Source organism: Neoroseomonas soli (genome assembly GCF_018129065.1).
GTDB lineage: Bacteria > Pseudomonadota > Alphaproteobacteria > Acetobacterales > Acetobacteraceae > Neoroseomonas > Neoroseomonas soli.
This window is the reverse complement of record NZ_JAAEDM010000003.1, coordinates 122,031-144,270: the sequence shown is the minus strand read 5'-3', so window position 1 is coordinate 144,270 and position 22,240 is coordinate 122,031. Positions and strand designations below refer to the sequence as shown.

At 69.8% G+C, this 22,240-nt stretch carries 21 protein-coding genes; 4 read left to right on the top strand and 17 right to left on the bottom strand.

Annotation, left to right across the window (positions count from 1 at the left end; all coding sequences use genetic code 11):
• The 4 genes from GXW76_RS02225 to GXW76_RS02210 are packed head-to-tail and all read right to left on the bottom strand — an operon-like array spanning position 1 to position 5,935.
• Complete coding sequence (locus tag GXW76_RS02225) at positions 1-4,020, bottom strand: phage tail protein (RefSeq protein ID WP_211860353.1); 4,020 nt, start codon at positions 4,018-4,020, stop codon at positions 1-3.
• A gap of 3 nt (positions 4,021-4,023) precedes the next feature.
• Positions 4,024-4,461 (bottom strand): C40 family peptidase, encoded by a 438-nt coding sequence (locus GXW76_RS02220; RefSeq protein WP_211860352.1) that lies wholly within the window; start codon positions 4,459-4,461, stop codon positions 4,024-4,026.
• Positions 4,458-5,318, bottom strand: coding sequence for a DUF2163 domain-containing protein (locus GXW76_RS02215; RefSeq protein ID WP_211860351.1), 861 nt, complete (start codon positions 5,316-5,318; stop codon positions 4,458-4,460). The genes GXW76_RS02220 and GXW76_RS02215 overlap by 4 nt, the downstream gene beginning before the upstream one ends.
• A complete protein-coding gene (locus GXW76_RS02210) occupies positions 5,315-5,935 on the bottom strand; it encodes a DUF2460 domain-containing protein (protein ID WP_211860350.1) in 621 nt (206 codons plus the stop codon). Before GXW76_RS02210 ends, GXW76_RS02215 begins: the two co-directional genes overlap by 4 nt.
• A 232-nt stretch (positions 5,936-6,167) precedes the next feature.
• On the opposite strand from GXW76_RS02210, the gene GXW76_RS02205 reads away from it, so the two are divergent.
• Positions 6,168-6,800 (top strand): hypothetical protein, encoded by a 633-nt coding sequence (locus GXW76_RS02205; RefSeq protein WP_211860349.1) that lies wholly within the window; start codon positions 6,168-6,170, stop codon positions 6,798-6,800.
• Positions 6,801-6,882: 82 nt separating this feature from the next.
• Here the strand turns inward: GXW76_RS02205 and GXW76_RS02200 are convergent, their stop codons facing one another.
• Genes GXW76_RS02200 through GXW76_RS02190 form a run of 3 tightly spaced genes read right to left on the bottom strand, consistent with a single transcriptional unit; the run spans position 6,883 to position 11,002 of the window.
• Positions 6,883-10,206, bottom strand: coding sequence for a phage tail length tape measure family protein (locus GXW76_RS02200; protein ID WP_211860348.1), 3,324 nt, complete (start codon positions 10,204-10,206; stop codon positions 6,883-6,885).
• Positions 10,203-10,508: a phage tail assembly chaperone gene (locus GXW76_RS02195; RefSeq protein WP_456307098.1), complete on the bottom strand. Its 306-nt coding sequence runs from the start codon at positions 10,506-10,508 to the stop codon at positions 10,203-10,205. Before GXW76_RS02195 ends, GXW76_RS02200 begins: the two co-directional genes overlap by 4 nt.
• Before the next feature lie 41 nt (positions 10,509-10,549).
• Positions 10,550-11,002, bottom strand: coding sequence for a hypothetical protein (locus GXW76_RS02190; RefSeq protein WP_211860346.1), 453 nt, complete (start codon positions 11,000-11,002; stop codon positions 10,550-10,552).
• A gap of 91 nt (positions 11,003-11,093) precedes the next feature.
• On the opposite strand from GXW76_RS02190, the gene GXW76_RS02185 reads away from it, so the two are divergent.
• Positions 11,094-11,606, top strand: coding sequence for a GIY-YIG nuclease family protein (locus GXW76_RS02185; RefSeq protein WP_211860345.1), 513 nt, complete (start codon positions 11,094-11,096; stop codon positions 11,604-11,606).
• Position 11,607: 1 nt separating this feature from the next.
• On the opposite strand, the gene GXW76_RS02180 is transcribed toward GXW76_RS02185, so the two are convergent.
• The 4 genes from GXW76_RS02180 to GXW76_RS02165 are packed head-to-tail and all read right to left on the bottom strand — an operon-like array spanning position 11,608 to position 14,358.
• A complete protein-coding gene (locus GXW76_RS02180) occupies positions 11,608-12,861 on the bottom strand; it encodes a phage tail tube protein (RefSeq protein ID WP_211860344.1) in 1,254 nt (417 codons plus the stop codon).
• Between the two features lie 36 nt (positions 12,862-12,897).
• The gene (locus tag GXW76_RS02175; protein ID WP_211860343.1) at positions 12,898-13,338 is read right to left on the bottom strand and encodes a hypothetical protein; all 441 of its coding nucleotides are present in this window, start codon (positions 13,336-13,338) and stop codon (positions 12,898-12,900) included.
• Entirely contained in the window at positions 13,335-14,072 is a 738-nt protein-coding gene (locus GXW76_RS02170) for a hypothetical protein (RefSeq protein ID WP_211860342.1), read from the bottom strand. Before GXW76_RS02170 ends, GXW76_RS02175 begins: the two co-directional genes overlap by 4 nt.
• A gap of 1 nt (position 14,073) precedes the next feature.
• Positions 14,074-14,358, bottom strand: a complete 285-nt coding sequence (locus tag GXW76_RS02165; RefSeq protein WP_211860341.1) for a hypothetical protein — start codon at positions 14,356-14,358, stop codon at positions 14,074-14,076.
• Between the two features lie 379 nt (positions 14,359-14,737).
• Here GXW76_RS02165 and GXW76_RS02160 point away from each other — a divergent pair, with 379 nt between their 5' ends.
• The gene (locus GXW76_RS02160) at positions 14,738-15,112 is read left to right on the top strand and encodes a hypothetical protein (protein WP_211860340.1); all 375 of its coding nucleotides are present in this window, start codon (positions 14,738-14,740) and stop codon (positions 15,110-15,112) included.
• A 2-nt stretch (positions 15,113-15,114) separates the two neighbouring features.
• Positions 15,115-16,992: a hypothetical protein gene (locus GXW76_RS02155; RefSeq protein WP_211860339.1), complete on the top strand. Its 1,878-nt coding sequence runs from the start codon at positions 15,115-15,117 to the stop codon at positions 16,990-16,992.
• Here the strand turns inward: GXW76_RS02155 and GXW76_RS02150 are convergent, their stop codons facing one another.
• The 6 genes from GXW76_RS02150 to GXW76_RS02125 all read right to left on the bottom strand — a co-directional run bounded on the left by GXW76_RS02150 (position 16,993) and on the right by GXW76_RS02125 (position 21,759).
• Positions 16,993-17,589: a head-tail connector protein gene (locus tag GXW76_RS02150; protein ID WP_211860338.1), complete on the bottom strand. Its 597-nt coding sequence runs from the start codon at positions 17,587-17,589 to the stop codon at positions 16,993-16,995.
• Positions 17,590-17,601: 12 nt separating this feature from the next.
• Positions 17,602-17,823 (bottom strand): hypothetical protein, encoded by a 222-nt coding sequence (locus GXW76_RS02145; protein WP_211860337.1) that lies wholly within the window; start codon positions 17,821-17,823, stop codon positions 17,602-17,604.
• A gap of 2 nt (positions 17,824-17,825) precedes the next feature.
• The gene (locus GXW76_RS02140; protein ID WP_211860336.1) at positions 17,826-18,257 is read right to left on the bottom strand and encodes a hypothetical protein; all 432 of its coding nucleotides are present in this window, start codon (positions 18,255-18,257) and stop codon (positions 17,826-17,828) included.
• 102 nt (positions 18,258-18,359) lie between these two features.
• On the bottom strand, positions 18,360-19,658 hold the full coding sequence (locus GXW76_RS02135; RefSeq protein WP_211860335.1) for a phage major capsid protein: 1,299 nt from the start codon (positions 19,656-19,658) through the stop codon (positions 18,360-18,362).
• Between the two features lie 11 nt (positions 19,659-19,669).
• Entirely contained in the window at positions 19,670-20,338 is a 669-nt protein-coding gene (locus GXW76_RS02130; protein WP_211860334.1) for an HK97 family phage prohead protease, read from the bottom strand.
• Positions 20,335-21,759 (bottom strand): phage portal protein, encoded by a 1,425-nt coding sequence (locus tag GXW76_RS02125; protein ID WP_211860333.1) that lies wholly within the window; start codon positions 21,757-21,759, stop codon positions 20,335-20,337. Before GXW76_RS02125 ends, GXW76_RS02130 begins: the two co-directional genes overlap by 4 nt.
• Positions 21,760-22,240 lie beyond the last annotated feature (481 nt).

Here is a 22,240-nt window from a genome sequence, read left to right as displayed (position 1 = left end):
TCACAGGGTGGCCTCGGCGGGCAGGCCGCGGCCGACCAGGGCGCTGATCTGCTGGAGGCGGACAAACACCTCGGCCTGGGCGGCGCCGAAGTCGGTCGTCTGGTTTGCCGCCGAGTAGGCCGCGGTGGGCGTGGTGACCGCGATCGTCCGGACCACGGCCAGGGCATAGGTGGCGGCCGCGATGTTGGGCCCGCCGACGGTGCGGTAGAGCTCGAACTCGGCGAGGCCGGTGTTGCCCCCGCCGCTGCCGGCAGCGACCACCAGGCGGAACTCGGTGCAGGAGGCGGGCGCGGCCAGGGTGAAGGTCCGCAGCTGGCCGTTGGTCCAGCCGGTCTCGGCGGCGCGGCTGTCGAGCACGACCCAGGCGGCGCCGTCCCAGCCCTCGAAGGTGAAGGTCCGGGGGCTGTCGCTGCTGGCGAAGGAGGCGCGAGCGCGGATGCCGTACTGGCGGACGGTCTGCGCCGAGGCGAAGGCGACGCGCAGCCAGCGCGGCAGGCCGCTGGAACCGACGATCCATTCGGTGGACGGACTGCCATCGAAGGCGTTCGCCGCGGTGCCGTTGTCGGCGGAATAGGTGCGGGCGACCGGTGGCGGGCCGTTGAGGATATCGACCTCATAGGCCTCCGAGGATTCCGACAGCGGCACGGTCCCGGTGCCGTCGAGCCACTCGCCGCCCAGGCGGGTGCGACGGATCCAGGCGATGGTCAGGTTCTGGCTGCCGTCCCGGCTCCCGGTGACCTGGCAGGGGGCGTAGGGGCGCTCCGCCCGCCCGCGGGTCGCGTTCGTCACCGTGCTGGCGGCGGTCTCCACCGTCTCGAACACCGTCACCGCGCGATGGTGGCGCGTCGCTGCGACTTCGCTGGCCTGCGCCTGGAACTGGAAGCGCGCGGCATCGAGCAGCACGAAGGTGTCGCCGGCTGCGCGGGAGGCGATCAGATCCTCGGTGCCCCGCCGCCCACGCAGCAGGCCGGTCAGGCGATAGCGCCCCGCCCCGAGGTCGGTGGCATCGCGGAACTGGATGATCTCGGCCCTCCCGTCCGGACCGACCAGCGCGGCGCGGTTGGCGCCGTTCAGCACCTCGAGCTCCGTCGCGCTGTCGAGCTCGCCGTCCGCCAGCTGCACCTCGACGGCGCTGGCCTCGTCCCAGATCCAGGGCGAGACGGACACGGCGGGGGCCACCTGGACGCTGCCCCAGGTGACCGGGGTGGTCACCGCCCCAAGGGCATCCCAGCCCGCCTGATCGGGGCTGCGGTGCACCACCACGCCGCGGAACCGCTGGCCGTCATAGGCACCGATCAGGGCGTATTCGCGCAGCCCCGCCTGACCGAGATCGTCGGCGTCATCGACCAGCGCCAGGTCGGGAAGCAGCAGGCGGGCGAAGTAGGGCGCCGGCATGCCCGGCTCGGCCCAGCCCGCGCCGCCCTCGGCCGGGGCGGTCAGGGCGTAGCTGGCGGCGTCCTCGGTCACCGCCTCGAGGCGCGTCACCCAGTTCGCCCCGAACTGCGTTGAGAGCACGCGGCAACGGATGGCGGCGCCGTCGCGGGTGGTCAGCGTGACGGGATCGGTCGGCACCAGCCGGGCATGCTTGGGGCCGACGGCGCAGGACAACCGCGTGCGCTCGCGCCAGGTGCCGGTGATCAGGCGGCGGGCGACGGCCTTGGCCTCGCCGGCGGTCAGCGGGATGGGCAGGTCGATCGCGGCGGAGGCATTGGCCCCGACCGTCGGTGTGGGGCTGGTCGGCCGGCGCCAGGACTGCGCGTTCTGCTCAAAGCCGCGCTCGACATCGAGAAAGCGCACGGTGAGCTCGCGCGGCAGGTCGGCGTCCTGCGCCCGCTGCTCCTGCAGCACCGAGGCGTCTGGATCCTCCCGCACCATCTCCGCATAGGGAATGCTGGCGACCACGGTCCCGCCGCGCTTGCGGAACAGCAGCACGTCGTCCTGCTCGACCGCGTCGAACTGGAAGGCACCGGCCAGCGGCGTGATGGCGTCGCGCGCGGAGGTCGGCCGCGGCAGGATATAGCCGCGCAGGCTATCGGTCAGCGCCGCCGTGTTCACGTCGCCGGTGGCGAGGCCGGCGCGCTGGCACAGCGCCGCCACTACCTGGCCCACGGTCAGGGTGTTGGCCGCGGCGCGGGAGAGGTAGCGCTTGGCGATCTCACGCACGCCCGCCCCGGCGCCGACCTGGCCGAGCACCGCCTGCTGCTCGTCGAGCCAGAACAGCGTCTTGAAGTTGTGGCCCGCCTGGTTGACCAGCACGTCGCCCGAGCCGGTCTGGAGCAGGAAATTGCCGCCCAATCCCCAGGTGGCGCCAAGGACGCGAGAGATCTGGCCGCGGCCGTCATGGAAGGCCGGCAGCACGTGGTCGACCACCTTCCACACCACGCCGCCGCCCGGGGCCCATTTGATGGTCGAGAAGCGCCCCCAGCCGCTCAGCGGCCCGCCGGTGCCGGACAGCGTGATGACCAGCGTGTCGTCGCTCTGATCCCAGAAGGCTGCCTGCAGCAGCGGCCGGACATTCAGCGGATCGATCTCCGCCTGGACGTCTATCGCGGGAAAATCGTCGCGAAAGATGCCCATGGCGGCGCCGCCGCCGAGACTGGCCGCGCCCGAGTAGTAGCGGAAGCGGGCGACATCGATGCGGAAGGGCGTGGCGAGCTCGGAGGCGCGCAGGTACCAGAGTTCGACGCCGCCATCGTCGCGGGTGCGGCCGGGGACGAGGATGACGGGGAAGGTCAGCGGGCTGATGCCGAGGCCGATCGGCACGGGCGGCGGCTCGATGGCGACGTCGCCGGCGCCCCAGACATATTCCATCCGGTCGGCGTCGATGGTCAGGGTCGCAGAATAGGAGCCCTGGACGACGACGAAGTTGCGCGGGCGCGCACCGAGCCGCGGCACCGACAGGCTGGTGATGGCCATCGGGTTGACCAGGCGGGTGCCGTTGTCGCCAAAGCCGAAGCCGTCCCCCAGCGGGTTCCCGAACACGCCGACCCCGCGCATGGCGTCCGGGTCGATCTTGAACAGCGGCACGCGGTTCGCGCTGCCGCCGGTGATGTAGAGGAAGCCGTCGACCCCGAGATGCATCAGCCCGGTGCCGGTGCTGTCCGGTCCCGGGTTGCTTCCGAGCGGGAACAGCGGGGCGAGGATACGGTCGAGCGTGTGCTCGCCCAGCGTCTGCAGGGTCACCAGGTCGTAGACCCGGATCATCTCGTTCGCGCCGCCACCGGAGGTGGAGGTGCGGACGCGGCCCTCGTAGATGCGGCCGCGGCGGTAATCGACGGCGACGTTGCAGGCCCAGTTGCCGATGTAGGTGCGCCCCGAGGGCGAGGACGGCCAGAGCGGCACCGCCGGCGGGATGGTGGCCACCTGCGGAAAGCTGCGGGCCGCATCGCCGGCGAGTTCCACGGTGACGTTCGGCATGCGGTTGCCGAAGCGCTCCAGCGGCACCTCGTCGAAGACGATGTACGCCAGGCCGCGATGCGCCGGCGCCTCGGTCGCGCCCAGGGTGGCGGCAAGCAGCGGGTCGGGCAGCTGGGTCTCACTGCCGGGGTGAAAGCGCCAGACCAGGCCGGGGATCTGCACCACTTCGCTGGCGCCGGTGGTGTCGTAGACCAGCTGGGCGTCGAGCCAGATGCGCAGCACCTGCGGGTTGGTGGGCGGGATCAGCCATTCGCACAGCCCGACCGCCCAGGAGAGGTAGTAGCTGTAGGTCGTGGTTTTCGCCCCACCGCCACCCTTGCCCTGGCGACGGGTGGTGGCGCGCTCGCGCAGGTCCGTTTTCCAGATGACGTTGCCGGCGAGTTTGACCCGGCAGACCGCCATGGGGATGGGTAGGCCGTAGCCGGAGGTCTGGACGGTGAGGTCGGAGAGGCGCGGGCCCTGGGTGTCCTGGCCCTTGGGCGGGAAGAGCAGCGCGCCGGCGGCGCCGCCGAGAGCCCAGCCGATCGAGGCGCCGAGCGGGTTGAACCCCGAGACCACGAAGCCGATGGCCGCGCCAGCGCCGGAGACGGCAAGCTGGGCCATGGCTCAGGTCTCCAGGGCCGGCAGGCGGAAGACACCGAGTAGGGCGGCGCGCAGTTCATCGTCCATCGGCTGCTCGACCACCTGGCGGCGCGGGGCATAGGCGTGCAGGCAGGCCGGCACGCCCCAGGCGGGGTGCACGGAGGCGATGCCGACATGGCCGCCATAGAGGCCGAGGCGGAACAGCAGCACATCGCCGGGCGCGGCCTCCGCCACCCGCCGGGCATGCCCCAGAATCCCCTCCAGCAGGCGGGTGCCTTGCGGCTCGCGCGCATAGGGCGCCGGGTCCGGCAGGTCCACGCCCGCCTCGCGGGCGGCGAGCAGCACGAGGCCGATGCAGTCGAGGCCGGTGCGGGCGCGGCCGAGATGGCGCCAGGGGACGCCGACGAAGCTGCGCGCGGCGGTGACGAAGTTGGCGGCGGCCACGCTGGCCTCCGCGCTCATGCCGGCGTCTCCAGCACGGCGAGCGCACCAGGGATGAAGGGTTCGCCGCGAAAGTTGAGGTAGTTGCCGAAAACCGTCTGGCAGGTCGCCTTGCGCTTGTCGCAGCCGGGCTGGATACGCAGCACGTCGCCGACCGTCGGCGCGAAAGGCGGCGGCGCGAAGAGCGACAGCACGCGCCCGCCCTGGTTCCAGGCCAGCACCTCGCGCGCGACACCGGCGTTGGTGCCGGACTGCCAGATGGCCACGCCGCCCTCGAAGTAGGCGTTGGCGAAGCCCGCGATGGCCACCGACATCACCAGCGTCACGCTGTCCGTCACAGTCTCCACCGTCGCCTGCTGCGTCCAGCCGGCGCCAAATGTCAGGTCAACCTTGCATCGGGCATCGCCGAGATCGGCGCGGCATTCCGGCTGGTAGATGGCGCCGATGGTCTGCTGCAGCGGCTGGGCCAGGCCGCGCAGCTCGGCGCGGAAGCTGCCATCGTCCTGGGCGATGACCTCGCCGAGCCGCCCGCGGCGGAGCTTGAGTTCCCCGTCCGCGAGGCTCGCCCAGTTCACCGCGAAGATCCGCACCTCGGCGTGGTCCCACAGCCCGGCGCGCAGCTCAGCGGGATCGATGGCGCTGCTGTCGAGCATGCCGAGCAATTCTGTTTCATCGACCGCGAGCTCGGCGCCGGCGCTGATCGCGGCGCGCTGGTAGCCAAGCGCACAGGCATAGGTTTCACCGCCATAGACGAGGTCGCGGTCGTGGTCGGTGAAGGTGAACACCGCGCCGTCGCGGCGGACGACGCGCCACAGCGTCGCCAGCGTGGTCGCCTCGCCGGCGAGGTGTGCGGCCAGCGGAGCGGAGACGTACTTCATTCACGGATCTCCACCACAGGGATGTCGGACCACTCGCCGATCTGGAAGGCGGTCAGGCGCAGCGGGAGCACGTCAGTGTCGAAGCGCGCCGGGACGTCGAACTCGCAGGCCGCCTCGATCGCCTGGCCGGTGGTGCCGGCGAGCGCGCTCCCAAGCGTGATGACGCCGGTGGCGAGGTTCACCTGGAACTGGCTGGGGCCGGTGCCGAGGCTGCGCTCTGTCCCGTTCACCCAGCAGCGCACCGTGCCGGCGACCGGGCGGGTGATGTTGCGCGTCACCGAGGTCGGGCCGGAGGTGTAGGTGCGCAGGATCTGCCAGGTGGCGTCGCCGCCGCCGGTGGTGCCGATGACCTGGCGGTCAAGCTGGTAGTCGGACCAATCCTTGAACCGGAAGGCGTGCAGCCGGCCCGCCCGCGCCCGGAAAAAGGCAATCAGCACGGCGAGGTCGTTGTCGTCCTGCAACCCAGTGGCGACGTTCCACCGGCCGCGGCCTGCAGACCAGTTTCCCTGGCGCTGCTCATGGCCGCCGGAGGAGACGATCACCGAGGTGGAGAACTCTGGGCCGCCCTCCGCTCCCTCGGCGATGCGGTCGGGGAAGCGGACGTCGTGGAAGGCCATGGGTCAGCGTCCGATGCAGAGCTGGGGAGGCGCCGCCCCGCCAAACCTCCCTGCCAGGTAGCAGTGCCACCTGGATCGCCGGCACTTGGTGCTGGGAAGGATGCGGGCGCCGTGGGCGAAGATCAGGAACACGGACGCGGCCGTTGCGCAGGGCGCGAAAGCGCCGATACGCTCACCGCGGCAGCAGGTTGCCCGATGATCGAGGAGCGGCGGTCCTCTGACGATGCCCCGCGTGCGACATAACTACAGCCGATCCGCTGCCGAGAGGCGCTTCGCGCGCGTTTACGAAACAGTGGAGGGCGATCGCTGCATCTACTGCGGTATGCCCAGCGATGGCGCCTACGACCATCAGCCGCCGGTATACGTGCTCCATAGATTCGCCAGCGGTCGGCTCGTCACAAAGAGGGAAATCCGCGAACGTTTCGGGCGGTGCGAGCTGGTCCCGTGTTGCACCATCTGCAACATGGGACTCGGCGCCTACCACGGCGAAAGCAACAACGATCGAAGACGAGAGATCGTGAACTGGTTTCTCTGCGACAGCGAGTTTCCGGAGGACAAGCTGATTCTTGATGTCGGGTATGGGTTGATTCAGAAATATCTAAGCGGACATCGAGAAAAGAATATCTATGTCTTTCCCGGCGTCGGGCGCGCCATTTACATCGAAGCGTTGCGTGGGTTTATCGACGGGAAATTCCGCAGCCCTGATGATTTCCCGGACTGGCTAAAGCTGACCCAATCCGAGCTCGCAGAGTGGCTTCGCGGCGCTCCGAAGCGAAAATCTCAGTACTTCCTGGATATGGCGAGCCTCCAAAGCTACGACCTCGTGCCTGACGCCCGCAGTGATCCTCGCGGTCAGTTCGAGTAGGGCGCGTCACCGCCGAGATCTCGATTGTAGCTAATGATCGGTTGGCGTTCGAAGGTGCAGCAAGGGATTTGAGGCTGGAACCTCACGCGTTGCGCATCGCGCGGGCGAGGTCGCGTCGCATGGCGCCGGCCATCTGCAGCCGGGTGCGATGGAAGGCGGCCGGGTCCTCGGCGCGGACGATGATGGTCTGCGACACGCTGGGCGTGGCCGCGCGGGCGACGGCCTGCTGCTGGCGGCGGTTCAGCACGACCTCGCCGCGGCGGAGGATGGCGGGGACCTCGTCGCTGGCGAAGGGTGTCCCGCCCGCAAAGCCGCCGCTGTGCAGTCGCGGTGCCCCATGGAAGAAGATCTCCGGGACCAGGCGGCGCGGGGTGGGGTCGGCGCCGACGACGCCGCCCTCGTGAAACAGTGGGGCGGCGGCGGTGACTAGGCCGGCGGCGCCCTCGATGCCTTTGGCGAGGCCCGTGCCGGCGACTTCCATGGTGCTGCTGCCGAACAACGAACCGACCATGCCTATGAGGCCGCCGCCGCTGCTCCCGCCGAATAGTCCAGAGGCGACGCGGCCGAGCATCTCTTCCAGCGGCTTGAGCAGCAGCGCGCGGGTGCCGAGATCCAGGAGAGCGCGCTCCATGTCGCGCAGTACGTCGCTGGCACGGCGGCCCTCGAAGGCGACGGCACGGAAGCCGCTGACCAGCACGCCGGCGGTCTCACGACCGCATCCCTCGATCTCCTTGAGCACGCGGACATCGTCCTGCGCGCGGGCGAGGTCGACGGCATTGGCGACGTACTGCCGCCCCGTCTCCGTATCGGCGCTGCCGGGCGACCGGCGTTCCAGTTCGGCACGGGCGCGGATGGCGGCGATCGCCTCCGCCCGGTCGCGCTCCCCGAGGCCAATGGTGCCCGCCTCGCCACGTATGAGCTCGATCTGTCGGCGCTGCTCATCCAGCGAGGCGGCGGTGATGCGGTCGGCCTGGGCGCGGGCGAGGCGGAGGTAGCGCTCAGTGAGCTCGGCGACCGCCGCCGCCTCCTGCTCCGTGCCGACGAGCCCGGCGCGGCGGACATCCTCCAGTGCTTTGGCCCGCGCCTCGGCCTCCTGCAGCGCGCCGGCGCCGCGGCCCAGCGTCTCATTGAGCCGACCCTCGGCGTCGATCTGGCGATCGACGTTGGCTGTGAGGTCGCGATACTGACCGGCGGCGCGCGCCAGCACCGCCTCGCGCACAGCGGCGCGTTCCTCGGCGGTGGGGTCGCGGCCCTGGGCGCGGGCGGCCTCATCCAAGCCCTGCATGGCCTGGGCGAGTTCGCGCGCGGCGCCCTCACTGGTCTCCGCGATCCTGGCCGCCTCGCGCTGGCCGCGGATGAACTGCTCGATCGGCCGTTCGGTGCCGGTGATACGGGCGCGGATCTGCTCGATGGCGTCGCCGAACTCGCGATACTCGGCGCTGTCAGGTGCTGCTTGGCGCTGGGCGCGCTGGAAGCGCTCGAGATCGCGCGTCAGCTCGGCGACGTCGCCAGTCGGCGTTCCGCGCCGGCGGACCTCGGACAGTGCGCTGTCGTAGAAGCGCTGCTCGGGCGTCGGCGTTGGTGGGCCGGCGACGGATGCGGGCTGCGGAATAGTAGCCGCAGGCGCCGGGGGAGAGGGTGTCGCGGGAACGGGCTGCACCGGCCCGGCAATGCCCGAGCCCGAATAGCCCGACCGGATGCCGCGCACATACCGCGCCGTCTCGTTCGGCAGTTCCGCCTGGCCGCCGAGCACGCGGTCCACCCGGCCCGGGCCGGCGTTGTAGTCGGCGAGCGCCAGGGCGACGTCGCCGCGGGTCTGCAGCCGCTCGCGCAGGTAGAGCGCGCCGGCCAGCATGTTGGCGCGGGGATCGTCGATCCCGCCCTCGATGCCGTAGCGCCGGGCCAGTTCCTGGAAGGTCCCGGGCATGACCTGCATCGGGCCGCGCGCGCCCGCGCTGCTGGTGCGCCAGCTGCCGTCCGGATTGCGGATCCCCTCGGCGCGCTGCACCCGCTCCAGCAGGGCGCGATCGACGCCAGAGACGCGGGCGGCCTCCTCCAAAAGGCCGGCGATATCCGCAGCCGGTGTCGGCCGGGCGGACTGGGCGCCCGGCGCGGAGGGACCGAGCATCTGCTGCAGCCGGAACGCTCCCTCAATCGGGAGGCCGCCCGGCAAGGCGCGCAGGATGGACAGACCGCCGATCTCGACCAGCGCGCGGGAGTTCCGCTCCGACCGGGCGAGCCACTCGATGAACGGACCACCGGCGCGGGCCAGCCCGTCGGTGATGCGGTTCCACAGACCCTCGAGCGATTTCTCGACGTTGTTGATCGCCCGCTCGAAGGCGGTACCGCCATTGGTCGCACCCTGCACCACGCTGGTCAGGCGCGCGATCACCTGCGCCGCGGCGCCGCTGGCATCACCGGCACGGACCATGAGCTCAATATGGCGGCGGAACTGCTCGTCGAAGCCGCGCACGCCCTGCTCGGCGAGTTCGCGCGCCACCTCCTCCGGCCGGCGCAGCGCACGGGCGACCCGCTCGGCGGCGGCAGCGAGGTCCTTGTCGAGGGTGCGGGAAAGGTCGAGCGCGAGCGCCACGTAGCGCTCGAGGTTCTCGCGATCCTCCGGCCGGACGACCTGGGCGATGCGCGCCTGGGCGGTGCGCACCTCGCTGCGACCCGCGCCGGGGGTCAGCAGGCTCTGCTCCCTGGCGCGGCGCTCCAGGTTGCGCGCCAGGCTCTCGTAGTCGGCGGCATAGCCGCGCAGCTCATTGCGCAACCGGGCGACGCGGCGCTCCGTGCCCTCGTAAGCCGCGAAGGTGCCGATCAGCGCCCCGCCGACGGCGAGCACGCCGACCCGGACGGGCGTGAAGAGCCCACTGATGGCGCGGAAGGTGTTGCCCACCCCGCCCATGGCCTGGGTGATCTGGCCGCCCTGCTGGGTCAGCACCTGGAAGGCGCTGGCGCCACCGAGCAGCGAGGTGATGACGTCGTTGATCTGCGGCGCCAGCTGCTGCGCCTGCCGCGCCGTGACGCCGAAGGCGTTGGCGGTCTGGTTGGCCGCGGCGGTCGCCGCCTGGTGGCGCTGCTGCAGCGGCACCAGCAGCCGCGCGTGGTCATCGAGGCTGATCAGCCCGAGTTTCAGGGCGCGATCGAGCTTGGCCTCGGCATCGACCAGCTCGACGGTCGCCTTGACGGCCGGATTGGTGCGCTGCGCCAGGGCGGCGACCTGACGAGCGGTCTGGTCCATCCCGCGTGTGATGCGTTCGTGCGTCCCCGCGACCTTGTCGCCCGAGGCGCGCAGGCGCTCATTCGCCCCGTCGACCTGCCGGGCGCCGGCGACATAGCCGGAGGCATCGAGCGAGGAGCGGATGATCGACAGCAGTTCGACGCCGCCAAGGCTGCCGCTCATCCGTCATCCTCCGGATCGATGTCCGCGGGACTGCGCGCTGCCAACCGCTCAGCCTCGACGGCGCGGCGCTCACCATCCAGCACCAGCACGGCGACGATCTCGGCCGGGTGCAGCGGGACGCGCATGGTGCGGCACCAGGCCTCGACGTCGCGGTGCTGTAGCGGCTGGGGGATGCCGCTCTCCGTGTGAAGCCGCTGGGCATCTAACTCGCTGAAGGCGCGCCACACCGCCTCGGAGCCGGGCGGGCGCGGCGGCCCAATCAACCCGGCCGGGGTGCGGCCGGTCTGCCGCTGCGCTGCCAAAAAATGCTGGCGGCGTGTACCGCCGTCCTTGAGGCGCTGGCTCAGCCAGAATGCGTGTCGGCCATGGGCGCGGAGGGCGCCGAGCCAGCCAAAGGGAAGAAGTTGCCGCTGACATTGAGGAAGGCAATCGCGGCGTTGCGCAGCCAGCGCAGGCCGGTGGCGTTGTAGGCGCCGGCCGCGAGGTCGAAGCTGCAGGGCGCGGCGATGGCGCGACCGTCGAGGCCGACCAGGTGCCAGGCGCGGGTCAGGCGGGCCAGCATCTGGCCCATATCCTCCCATTCCTCCTCAGCGGTGAACTCGCGACCGAGCTTGCGCTGGGCGTTGTCACGCGCGAGGCGATGCGCCTGGGCCTGCTCGCTCTCCCAGGAATAGAGCTCGATCCAGCCCTGCTCGCCGGCCTCGTCGGTGAGAGGCGCGCGCGTCACCGGGTGGATGAGCAGCAGGCGGGCGCTGCGATCGGTCGGCAGCGCCAGGGTGTCGAAGATGGCGGGCATGTTGTTTCCTTCCCGATGCTGGAACGGCACGATGGGATGACGGGATGGGGGCAGGCGCCGGCAGGCGCGGCGCCGAACGCGGGGAAAGACGATGGGGGAAGACAAGCACCGTCCAGGCTGGGTCTACCTGATGAGCAACGCCGCGCTGGCGCGGAACATCGTCAAGATCGGGCTCACCCAGGTGGACTGCATGACGCGCATGCAGTCGGTCGCCTCGGCGCACAGGATCCCAGGCGAATGGAGGCTCGAGTTCAGCGCGCCGGTGCGGGATGCGTTCAACGCCGAAAAGGCGCTGCACCGCGCGCTCGATGACCGGCGGCTGCGATGGGAGTTCTTCAAAATCCCCATCGAGACCGCCAAGGCGGAGCTACGGCGCATCACGCGCCCCTGGCGCTGCACGGCCGAGGAAGTGACGACCCCACCGACGCGGACCGGCACGAAGTACCAGGTGCTGGACAGGGCCACCAAGGCACGGAATGCCGCAGCTAAGGCTGTCACCACGCGGAAGCGCCGCGTCGCCGCCCGCAAGGCAGTGGCCACGCGCAACGCGAAGAAGGCCGCACCCGTGTCGGCCGCGGACGCCGAACCGGGCGCCACGTCATGAATCAGGTCGCCGCGGTATCCGTGCAACGCAGCGTGGTGCCGGTCATGCCAGCCGCACTGCCGAGGTATTCCAGCGCCTGGAACGGCACGTTCATGGTCTGCGAGCCCTCGCCCTGCACGTTCTCCTCGTCGCCGTTCAGCTTGAGCCGCGGCAGGTGGAAAGCCACTGCATCGGCTGACGCACCCCCCGCGGTCAGCATGAACAGCAGCTCGACCTCGAGCTCCTCCTCGAAGGCGACGCTGATCGCGTCGGTGTCGTCGACCAGCGCGGTGAAGTCGCCGGTGACGTCGGCAGTGCCGAGCAGCACGTCCGGCGGGAAGGCCTGGCCGAGCACCGCAGGCGCGTCCGCCGCCATGGCGAGGTTGAGGTTCAGCCCGGTGACGGTGCCGACCGTGCTGCCGGCGATGCGCAGGATGCCGTTAAGGCTGTTGCACACCTCGGTGGTGGTGGCGGCCGCCGGCGAGGTGAAGTAGGGCGCCGCCGCGCCGGTCAGCGTACGGCGGTTCCGCCCCATGACGTTGAGGCCGAAGGTGCTGTTGCCCTCGGCGGGGACGGCGAGGCGGTACCCCGTCACACGCAGCTCGGTATAGAGCCGGGCGCGGTCGAGATCCTCGTGGTAGCGCTCGATCGCCAGTTTGCGCCGGACATGGCCGGAGGCCGGGATGATCGACGACTTCCCCGGCGTGCTCAGCGTGAAGCTGGTGTCCGCCGCCATGGTGGTCGGCGCCGGAAAGACACTGACCTCGCGGTTGGAGGTGCCGCCGAAGCCGGTGACCAGGAAGCGCACGCCGTTGTTGCCAGCCGCGGACAAGCTGGCGAACTGCAGGATCGCCCCCTTGCGCAGGCCGAGCGCGACCGGATCGCCGCCCCCGAAGGTGAGCTTCGAGGTGGTGGCGTCCGCGGCAACGCTGGTGAGCTGCACCTCGGTCAGGCCTGAGGGCAGGATCGGTGCGGCGGTGTCGCGGTGCGCCGCCTCGATGAAGTCGAAGTAGCTGCCGGGGGAGAACTCGCCGTCCAGCGGTCCCTCGACCCGGCGCGAGGTGTGCCGCGAGCTGCGCACCTGGCGCGAGGGCAGGATCTCGGCCGAGCGGGTGGCGTTCTTGCGCAGGTTCAACCCGGCGCTGACGCGACGGAGGATGCGGCCGCCGGTGGCCCCCGGTGCGGTGGCGATGTCCGCCTCCGCGTTCGTGATCATGCTGCCGTCCGCGTAGAATTTGTACGCGAAGCGGGCCGCGCTGCCTTCGGCGAGGGGCATGGGAACTCTCCGATGGGAAGGAGGGAGGCGGCCGGATCAGCCGCGGAAGCGATAGACGAAGACGGCGATGCCGCTGCGTACCCACCAGGCGCCATCGGCCGAGGCGCCGGGCATCTCGATCACCGAGGTGCCAAGGAAGGACAGCGGTCCGTCGCGCCGGCTGCGGAACACGGCGAGGGCCTGGTCGAGCAAAGCCAGCTGCGTCGCCTCGCCGAGCCCACGCGCCGCCATGACACGGATCACCACGGAGCCATGCAGTTCCTTCTCATGGGCGCCGCGGCCGCCGCCGAAGGCGACGAGGCGCTCGCTGCTGTGCTCGACCGCCAGATGCAGCCAGTGCTGCGTGCTGACACGGGAGGGCACGGCATCGCTGCCATTGTGATGCCAGAGCACCGGCACCCCGGGCGGTGCCGGCCAGCCAGATGACCAGGCCGCGGCGATGGCCGCGACGCTGTCCGCATAGGGCGAGGCGGTCACGAACGGGCAGCCCGGATGGGGCGAATGACGATCGCCGGATAACGGACCTGGCTTTCCACATCCCGGCCACCCGCCACGCGGCGCTGGGAGCGCTCCGTCACGATCCCCCGCCGCCCGAAGCGACGGCGCCGGGTGGCCTCGACACTGAGCGCGAAAGCGTCCGGCACGTCGACATAGGTGAAGCGCGGTTCCCAGCCGAGCGGGCGGAGCGCCGGTCGCAGCGCGACCGCTGCCTGCTCGACGAAATGCATCGGCACCTGCAGCACGAAGGGCCCGCCGCTGTCGCGCTTGCCGACTTCGAGGCGTCGGGCGTAGTCGGCGCGCACCACCACCACCGCCTCCGTAGCGCTGGGTGGCAGCCGGGCGGTGCGCGGGACCGCCGCATCGTCGACGAAGGTGGTGATGCTGGCCTTCCAGCCGCCCTTTCGCTCCGGACCGTTCTCCTCGAGGTAGGTCACGGTGCGGATCACCGCCTCGGTGAGGTAGTGCCAGGCGATCAGGATGACGCCGTCGGGACGCACCAGTTCCGGCGCGGCGCCCACCCGCCCGTCCACCGTGGTGGTGTGGTCCGGCACCACGCCGCCGGAGCGGGCGGCCTGCTGGCGCTCGACCTCGGCGATGTGCGCGCGAGCCATGGCGGCGAGACGGCGGCTGGCAGCCGGACCCGTGAGGCCGCGCGTGCCGACCTCGAGCTCACGGGTGAAGTTGCGGAACTGGGCGCGGGTGAAGGCCATGTCAGCCGCCCCGCACTGCCAGGGTCCAGCCGATGCGGTCCGCCCCCTCCCACACAGGGGCGGCGAAGATCACGGTGAAGCTTTCCCCGCCGTCCAGCACCTCATCGGGCTCGCGCGGCGGCCAGGGAAAGCCGGCGGCGACCAGGTCGGCGTGCAGGATCTCGAGGCGACGGTCGCCTTGCACCAGCGGCGGGGCGAGATCGTCTGGCGCATAGTCGGCCGAGAAGCCGGTCACGGTGGCGCTGACGACGGTGCCGGGCGGGGTCACGAGACGACGCAGGGTCATCGGCCGACCGCGCCGCGCCAGGGCGCGACGACGGGCTCCGCGCAGAGCGCCCATCAGAGATGGAACCGCCGGTAGCGTTCAAGGGTGATCGGATTATCCGGCCGCAATGCTGGGGTCTGCCGCGGGCGTCGGAGATGCAGTCCTCGACGAACGCCACCGCCGCGCCGCCCGCCGAGGGAAAACGAAGTGTCGCCCGCGAGTAAACGCGCCTGAGCGACGCGGCTCCCAGGCGGGCCCGGACACCCCCGATCACACGCACCCAAACCATGTTCCCAATATTGGATCAGCATCTTCTCAAGAATCTTCCCGCCCCACAGCATATTCGGGAACCACGGCACGGACGGCCATGGTTAGGTTGCCGGCAGTCAAGGAGACCGCCATGCCCACGGAGATCGCCATGCACCGCTACTCCGGCGTCCTGCCTCTCAGCCTCCACGCCTCGGTTCGGCAGAATCAACGCGGAGTCCCCAGCGACGTCCTCGCCATGCTGCACGCCGAAGCTGATCAGGAAGCCGCACAGCCCGGCGGGCGAGTGCTGCGTTGGCTGTCACATGATCGACTCATCGAACTCCGCCTCGATGGCGTTCCGGGATCGCTTCTGGAGCGCGCTGCCGGCATCGCGCTCGTGGAGGCGCAGGACGGAATCATCCTCACGATCTTGAACCATCGGCTCATCAGCGCCGATCGTCGGAAGATCGCGCTCAGCCGACACGCCCGCGCACGGTTGAGCCGTCGTTGCAGGGGGCGCGGCTGAAGATGTCCACTTCGGACGACCGCGCCGCGCGTGCAAAGCGGCTGCGCCGCCAGCAGCAAGCCAAGAGGACTTCAGGCTCGTCAGACCAGGCTGCGCCCCGCGGAAGCCTTCCAGACGATGCAACTGATCCGATCTACCAAGAGAAGCTGCTCGAATCTCGGCTGCAAAGAGTGAACGAGGAGCTCGCACGATCTCCGCGCGCCTTGCTCGAACACGAGCGCGTGCGGGTGGCGCGCAATCTGTGGGACCTTCTTGAGGAACTCGAGCAGCGGTCGCCGCCCATCAAGAAGACGCGCGTACTTCAGGAAGCAGGCAAGTCGGCGCCGGGATCGCTTGATTCGACCAAGCATCTTCCACGCTACGCGCTGCGCCCTGAGCATGAGAACGTTGAACAACGCCGCAGGCGACTGACACAATCGCTCAAGCCCTACTGCGATATCGCCGCGGCCGCAGCCAAGTTGGCCGGGGAGAGGCGGCAGGATGCATACCTTCTTCGCCTCTTTGATGACACCAAATGGACCGCGCGCGGCACTGAGACCGACGATCTCCCGCCCTTGGACGTTCTCGATCGTATGTACCATTTGCTCAACCAAGCCGGCCAGGCAGTGATCAAGACGACGGGATTTGCTGACGCACTTCGCCAGGTCGAACGTGCCCCGCAATTGCTCGAACCTCGTGAGAAGGATCCGAGCCCACGGCCGGCCACGGAACGTGAAGCAGCACTGCTGGCCGTCCGAGAAGCGGCGGCGGCTACATTCTTGCCTTACGCACTTCCACTCCCGAGGACGCCGAGAATTTTTCTCGGCGAATTCGCGACGTCTGCGGTCCAGAAAGTTGTTGGACGCTTCGCATGGTGCCGCAGCGACTGGCATCCCGATCTCGAAGCGAAACTGCCCACTCATATCCGCGCGCTCACCAGGCGCCTGAATGCCTGGATGAAGGCTGCGCCGCCGATCGTATGCTGCACCCAGAAAGTCTGTCAGGTTTGGCTAAGCACTGGTCCGTATGGGCCGGACGGTGCCGCCGGGATGGGCCTGATCTTTGGGGAACGGCTACGTCTGTGGACCGAGTCACAATCCATTCCAACGCAGGTTGAGGCCGCACTCGCGCAAGTTCAGCCGCCGGCATCCTATTCCTTCTCGATTTTGTGGCACATCGTCCCGAACTTCGAGTTTCGGGATTCTTACGACGCGTTCTGGGGCGGTCGCGCCTGCACTCACATCACCAATCAGAGCCGACTGCGGATGACACTCAACGCGCTCTGGATGGGCGATGGCGATTGGGACGGAAGCAATTCCGACGACGCACGTTTCGACTCGCCGAATGCACTACCCTCGACGATCGGTGACCCGGACGTGGTCAGCCTGTTTGAGGCTGATTTTGTCGACGAGAACGGCAACGCGATCGATCTTAGTCAAGATTGGTTTGACGTGTGGGAGGTTCAGCCGCTGTCCGCCAAGACCCTGGGCAAGCTGGCGCATTCTCTTCCCGATTATCACCTGCCGCTTTTCGAGATCTATGGTGATAACAGACATGCGGGCGCGGACGATTGCCGGTTGGCGGCTGCGGAAACCTACGGACCTGCGGTCGCAACCAGCATCTCCGCAATGGACGCCCGGCGCATCGCTGCTGTCTGCGATGCGGCCTCGAACATCCCGATCGTTGAAGTGGCCAGGAACACGATGCTTGCGCAACTGCAGCGGGCATGTCTGAACGAGGAGCTTCGCGAACATAGCCTTCAGGCTGTCATCGAACGGGTTGTGCGCGAGTGGACCGAGCAGGTCCGCGCGAGGGCCCTGGAGGACGAAACGGTCTGGAGAAGGCACTTTGATGCAGCCCTCGCTGCTCTGAAGCAGAAAGGACAGTCGAGCGGCGGCTGATCAGAGATGGAACCGCCGATAGCGTTCGAGGGCCGCCAGCCGATCGGGCGGCAGCGGCAGCGTGTCGCCGCGGTGCTCGAAATAGCCGACCGCGCCGACGCCCTCGGTGGTCTCGTTGCGCACCGCCGGATCGCGCCCCTGGCCGTGGCACAGCCCAGCGAGCAGATCGAGGCAGGCGCGTTCCAATGCGGGCGGCGCGTCGTCCGGCAACACGAAGCCGGCCTGGTACTCCACGACCACCAACCGCGCCGTCCATGGCGCGCGGGCGCCCTCGCGCAGCCGGTAGAGCAGTACGCCGCCCCGCTCGTAGTCGGCCGCGGCCAGCGCGACGCCGTCCTCCGTGACGGCGGTGATCGTCACGCCGAGGTCGCGGTGGAGCACGATGACATCGACCGGGGACACCAGGCGTGCGGTCTGCCGCAGCATCTCGCGGCCGAAGCCCGAGCGATTACACCACTGCGCGACCAGGTCGGACGCCTGGCGGATCAGATCGGCGATCCGGGCGTCCTGTGCCGTGTCCATGACGCCGAGCTCGCGCTTGGCGGTCGCCAGCGTCGTGAGGTCGCTGGTGGCGGCCGGCGTGACGATCTCCAGCATCTGCCTTCCCCGTCAGGCTGGATCGCGAACGGGCGGACGGCGCCGTGCGGGTTGCTGCCGAGGCGAAGGATCCGCAACGACCGCCTCGGCATATCCCTCGGCGACCAGCCCCGCGGCGGCACCCGCGCGCAGGCTGACCTCCTCGCCGGCGGCGACGGCGATCAGCCGCACGCCGTCCAGCGAGTAGGCGAACGCCCGCAGCACCCGGATCCGCCGCTGCCCCTCCGCCGTCATGCTCACACCGGCGGATTGGGCGTCGGCGCGTTGCGCGGATGGCCGAGCAACGCGATCGCCGCGAGGAAGATGTTCCCGGTGTTGTTCGCCGGCGTGACGGTCAGGCGGACATAGCGCTTGCCGCCGACATAGCCGATCTTGCGGGTCTTGTTGTCGTCGGCAAAGGACAGCCCCGCCTGCGCTTCGGTGCCGATCAGCTCCTTGTCGGGCACCGCCTCGGCGCCCGCCATGTTGGCGGCGTCGCTCGCCTCCACCAGCACGGTCAGCGTGGCGTCGGCGTCGGCGATGTCGCCGGCGGCGAGCAGGAAGGTCAGGCTCTCATAGCCCTTGGTGTCGACGATCTCCGACACGAAGGGCGTGTTGTCGGTCTTGGCCGCCGCCGGGCTGATCGCCCGCACGGGGTGGACGTTGTGGCACAGGTCACGAGTGGCCATGGCGGACACCTCGCCTTTCAGTTGCGTTGATGGAATGGTGAAGTGTGTGGATAACCGCAGCGGCGGCCCGCGCGGCCGATGCCGGCTACGCGGGCCCGGCGGTCATGCTGCGGCGCACTTCAACTTGCGCATGCTCTCGGCGAGCACGACCGCGCCGCCCATGCGCCGGCGGAACAGGAACCGCACATTGCCGCTGGTCGCCTGGGTGAAGGGATCGCGCAGCATCGTCATGGCGATGCGATCCACGATCACATAGCCGCGCCGGAAGTCGCCGAAGGCGATCGGGAAGGCGTCGGCACCCTCGTTCGGCATGTCGGGGCATTCGACATAGGGCGCGCCGAGGATGGTGTTCGGCACCCCGTTCGCCAGACCCGGCATCCAGACGTAGTTCTTGTCGGCGTCCTTGAGCTTGCGCACCGAGCCCAGCGTCACCCGGTTCAGCGTCCAGACCGCGTTCCGGGCGTAGGCCGTCTTGAGGGCATGGAAGAGCGTGATCAGCCCGTTCCCCTGGCCCTCGGCATCGGCGATGGTCGCCGCGGAGCCCGAGGGGGTGAAGGCGATGTCGGCATTGGTGAGGATGCCCTCCGCCTCGCCGACGCCGGAGCCGCCGACAAATTCCTGCCCCTCCTTGACCGCGAACTGCTCGACCGCCTCGGCGCGGATCTCGCTCTCGAGGTCGTAGGCGCTGTCCTCCAGGTTGTGCTGCGAGATGTCGACCAGCGCGTAGACCTCCGGCGCGGTGATCTCGATCATCCCGTAGGCCAGGCCGGGGGTCTCGGTACGCGTCCCCTGCTCGGAGACGCGCCGAGCGGCGAACTGGCCGGTGCGCTTCGGCAGCATGATCGACTTCGAGGAGGTCCCCCGCACCCGGGCCAAGGAGCGCACCGGGCTCATCTCGGTCACGCCCTTGATGATCTCGCGCACGTATTCGGACGGGGCGAGATAGCCGCCGGTGGTGTCGTCGGCGATCGACATCGCCTTGTGCTCGGCGGCGACGTCCGAGAGGGCCTTCTGCTGGTCGGCGGTGAGGTTCGGCACGCCGAGCGTGTGGGCATTGATCACTGCCCGGGCCCAGGTGTTCACCCTTGCCTTGAGCTCGGCCTGGCGGTCGCCCGAGCCCATGCCGGGGCGGTTCAGCCGGGTCTCGATCCGCTCCAGTGCCTCCTTCGAGCCATCGGCCGCTTCCCGGCCAGCCTTGGCCTCGAGCTCGGCCTTGGTCAGCCGCTGGTTCAGCGTCTCGAACTGGTCGAGGGCGGTGTTCACGCGCTGGAGCTTTTCCTCCAGCAGCACGTCGGCGCTGCCCTTGCGGGCGAGTTCGTCCAGGCGGTTGTCGTTGGTCGCCTTGAATTCCTCGAAGGCACGGCCGAGGCCGTCGAGGGCCTCCTTCACATCGGTGTCCATGGGGTATCCCGTCAGGATTGGAGGATCTGCTGCAGCCGGCGGATGCCGGCGAGCACATCGGCCGTTGCGTCCTCCTCCCGAGGGTCGGCACTGGCCTTGAAGCCGCGCGAGGCAATCGCCTTGGCGCGGTCACGCGAGAACCCTGCCTCCCGCAGGAAATCCTCGAAGTCTCGGATGGTCTGGATGCCCGCCACGCGGGCCTTGAAGTCGGTCACCACCGCGGCGGGGTTCACGCCATGGCCGCGCGGGGCCAGCGACACCTCGTCCAGCCAGATGGTCTTGAGGCGGCGCAGCTCGGCGGCGCGGTCGACCTCGAACAGCATGGCGGTGTAGCCGATGGACAGGTCCATCGCGCCGTCGCCGCGCAGGGTGCCGTAGGCCTTCTGGCCATCGGGATGGTCGAGAGCGAGCTGGCCCGCGCAATACAGGCCGCGCTCGTCCTCGCGGAATTCTGACCAGGCGCCGATCGCCTTGCCGGGGTCGTGGAACCACAGCATGCGGGGCGCGGTGCCGCGGCGGGCGTGTTCGGCGAGCGTCTCGGCGAAGGCGCCGGGGAGGATAACGTCGCGATAGGTGTCGACCACGTCGAACACGGCGCCGTAGCCCTCGAAGGCGCCGGTGTCGGCGGCGACCGACTTCACCTCGAAGCGGGCGCGGATATCGCCACGATGCCGCATCATGGGGTCTCCAGCTGGGAGAGGACCGTATCCAGCGCATCACGGGCGCCGCGGATGCGGGCCTCGTTGGCCGCCGACAGGATCCGGCCGATCTTCAATTCCAGGGCGGGGTCGTCGGCGCCGATGACGCGCGCCACCGCGGCGATCGCCGCCGCCTTGCCCTCGGCATCTGGTGAAGGAGCCGACGCAGGCGGCGCCTGCTTCGCCGCGAGGGCGGCCTTGGCCTCGGCCTGGGTCGCCAGGTTCAGCGGCCGCAGCGGTTCATCGAGGCCGGGCAGCGGGTTCAGCTCCTCCAGCGCGCGGGCCTCGTTGCGCGTCAGCACGCCGAGGGTGATCAGCGCGCTGTAGAAATCCGACCGGGTGCGGGCGTCGCCGCGCATCAGCGCCTGCAGCGAGAACTTCGCGTAGAGCCGGCGCTGCCGCTCTTCGCGCGTCATCAGGTCGACGCGGATCCGCTCTTCGAAGCGGCGAGTCCAGCGGCCGAGCGAGTAGACGACATTGGCGATGAAGAACTGCTCCGCCGAGGCATAGGTCGAGGCCTTGTCCGAATGGCCGACCATCGCCGGGTAGACCCCGAAAGCGCGGCAGATCTCCTCGATCTGGAAGCGCCGGGTCTCGATGTGCTGGGCATCGACGCCGGTCATGCCCATCGGCTCCCATCTCAGGCCGGAGGACAGCACCGCGGTGCGCATAGCGTTGGACAGCCCACCCTGGGTCTGCTGCCAGGCGGCGCGGAGTTCATCGACCTGCTCGCGGGTCAGCCGCTGCTCGGTGGTGAGGATGCCGCCGGGGCGGGCGCCATTGGCGTGCAGGCGCGCGTGAGCTTCCTCGGTGGCCAAGGCGAGGCCGATCGCCTCGCGGGCCAGCTTGGTGGCGTCGAGGCCGGAATAGGCATTCCACGACGGCGCCCGCAGGTGGAACACCTGCTCACGGCCGACCGTCAGGCTGCGACCGTCAGCGAGGACCAGGTGATAGGCGAGATCGTAGCCCTGGCGCTGCTCCACCGACACGCTGCCGGGTACCAGCGGGATCAGCTCACGGATCGGCCCCCTGGGGTTCGGGCGGTTGATGAAGGAGATGCCGTCGCCGCACAGCACGGCGTGCATCAGCGTGGTCTCGATCCACTCGGGCCAGGTCTGCCATTCGTTCGGCTGGCCGGCGAAGAACTCCCACAGCGGCTCGTCCGTCGCGACGTCGCGGCCGCCGCCCGCGCGCGGGCGGTAGATGTCGAGCGGCAGCATGGCGACGCCGCAGGCGATGGCCTGCACGCAGGCGAGCGCGGTGGTGCATTCCAGAGCGGAGGTGGCATTGACCGTGGCGCCGGACTTCGCGGGCGGGCGCAGCGCCTCCCAGAAGCGCGGCGCGAAGGTCGCGGCTTTCCGTTCCCGCCAGAGACGGGCGAGGCTGCCGAGTAGATTGGGCATCAGTGAGGGGTACGCGCGTCGGTGCCCGAGCCGGAATCAGTCCGGCAAAGTTCATGCGACATGCCATGCCCCATTTACGCGGTGACGTGAACGGCCAGTCCTGGCCGGGTAAGCCGCTCAGCAGGGGCCGCTTACGACCCAGAGCGGACTCCCAACCTCCGCCGTGCCGGCAGTTTCTGGTCCGTCGGGAGGTGCCGACGCTGGTGCCCCGCCCACAGGGGCGCGCGGTTCGAGATCGAGCGCGGCGCGAGGCGCGAGGCGCATGACCGTGCGCCGCTTCCCGAGGTACAGCGACACGACTCTGGACGACCTCGCCGTGCTGTGCCCTCTCTGCCACCGGAGGCCTCACCTAGCGGAGAAGGTCGCAGCCATCGCCGCTCACGGTCCAAAGACTTAACCCCTGGAGGGAAGGCGTCTGCCCGCTACCGTGTGCGGGCGTCGGCGGCCTGCTATTCTAAGCGTGCACACCGCCGTCCGAGAT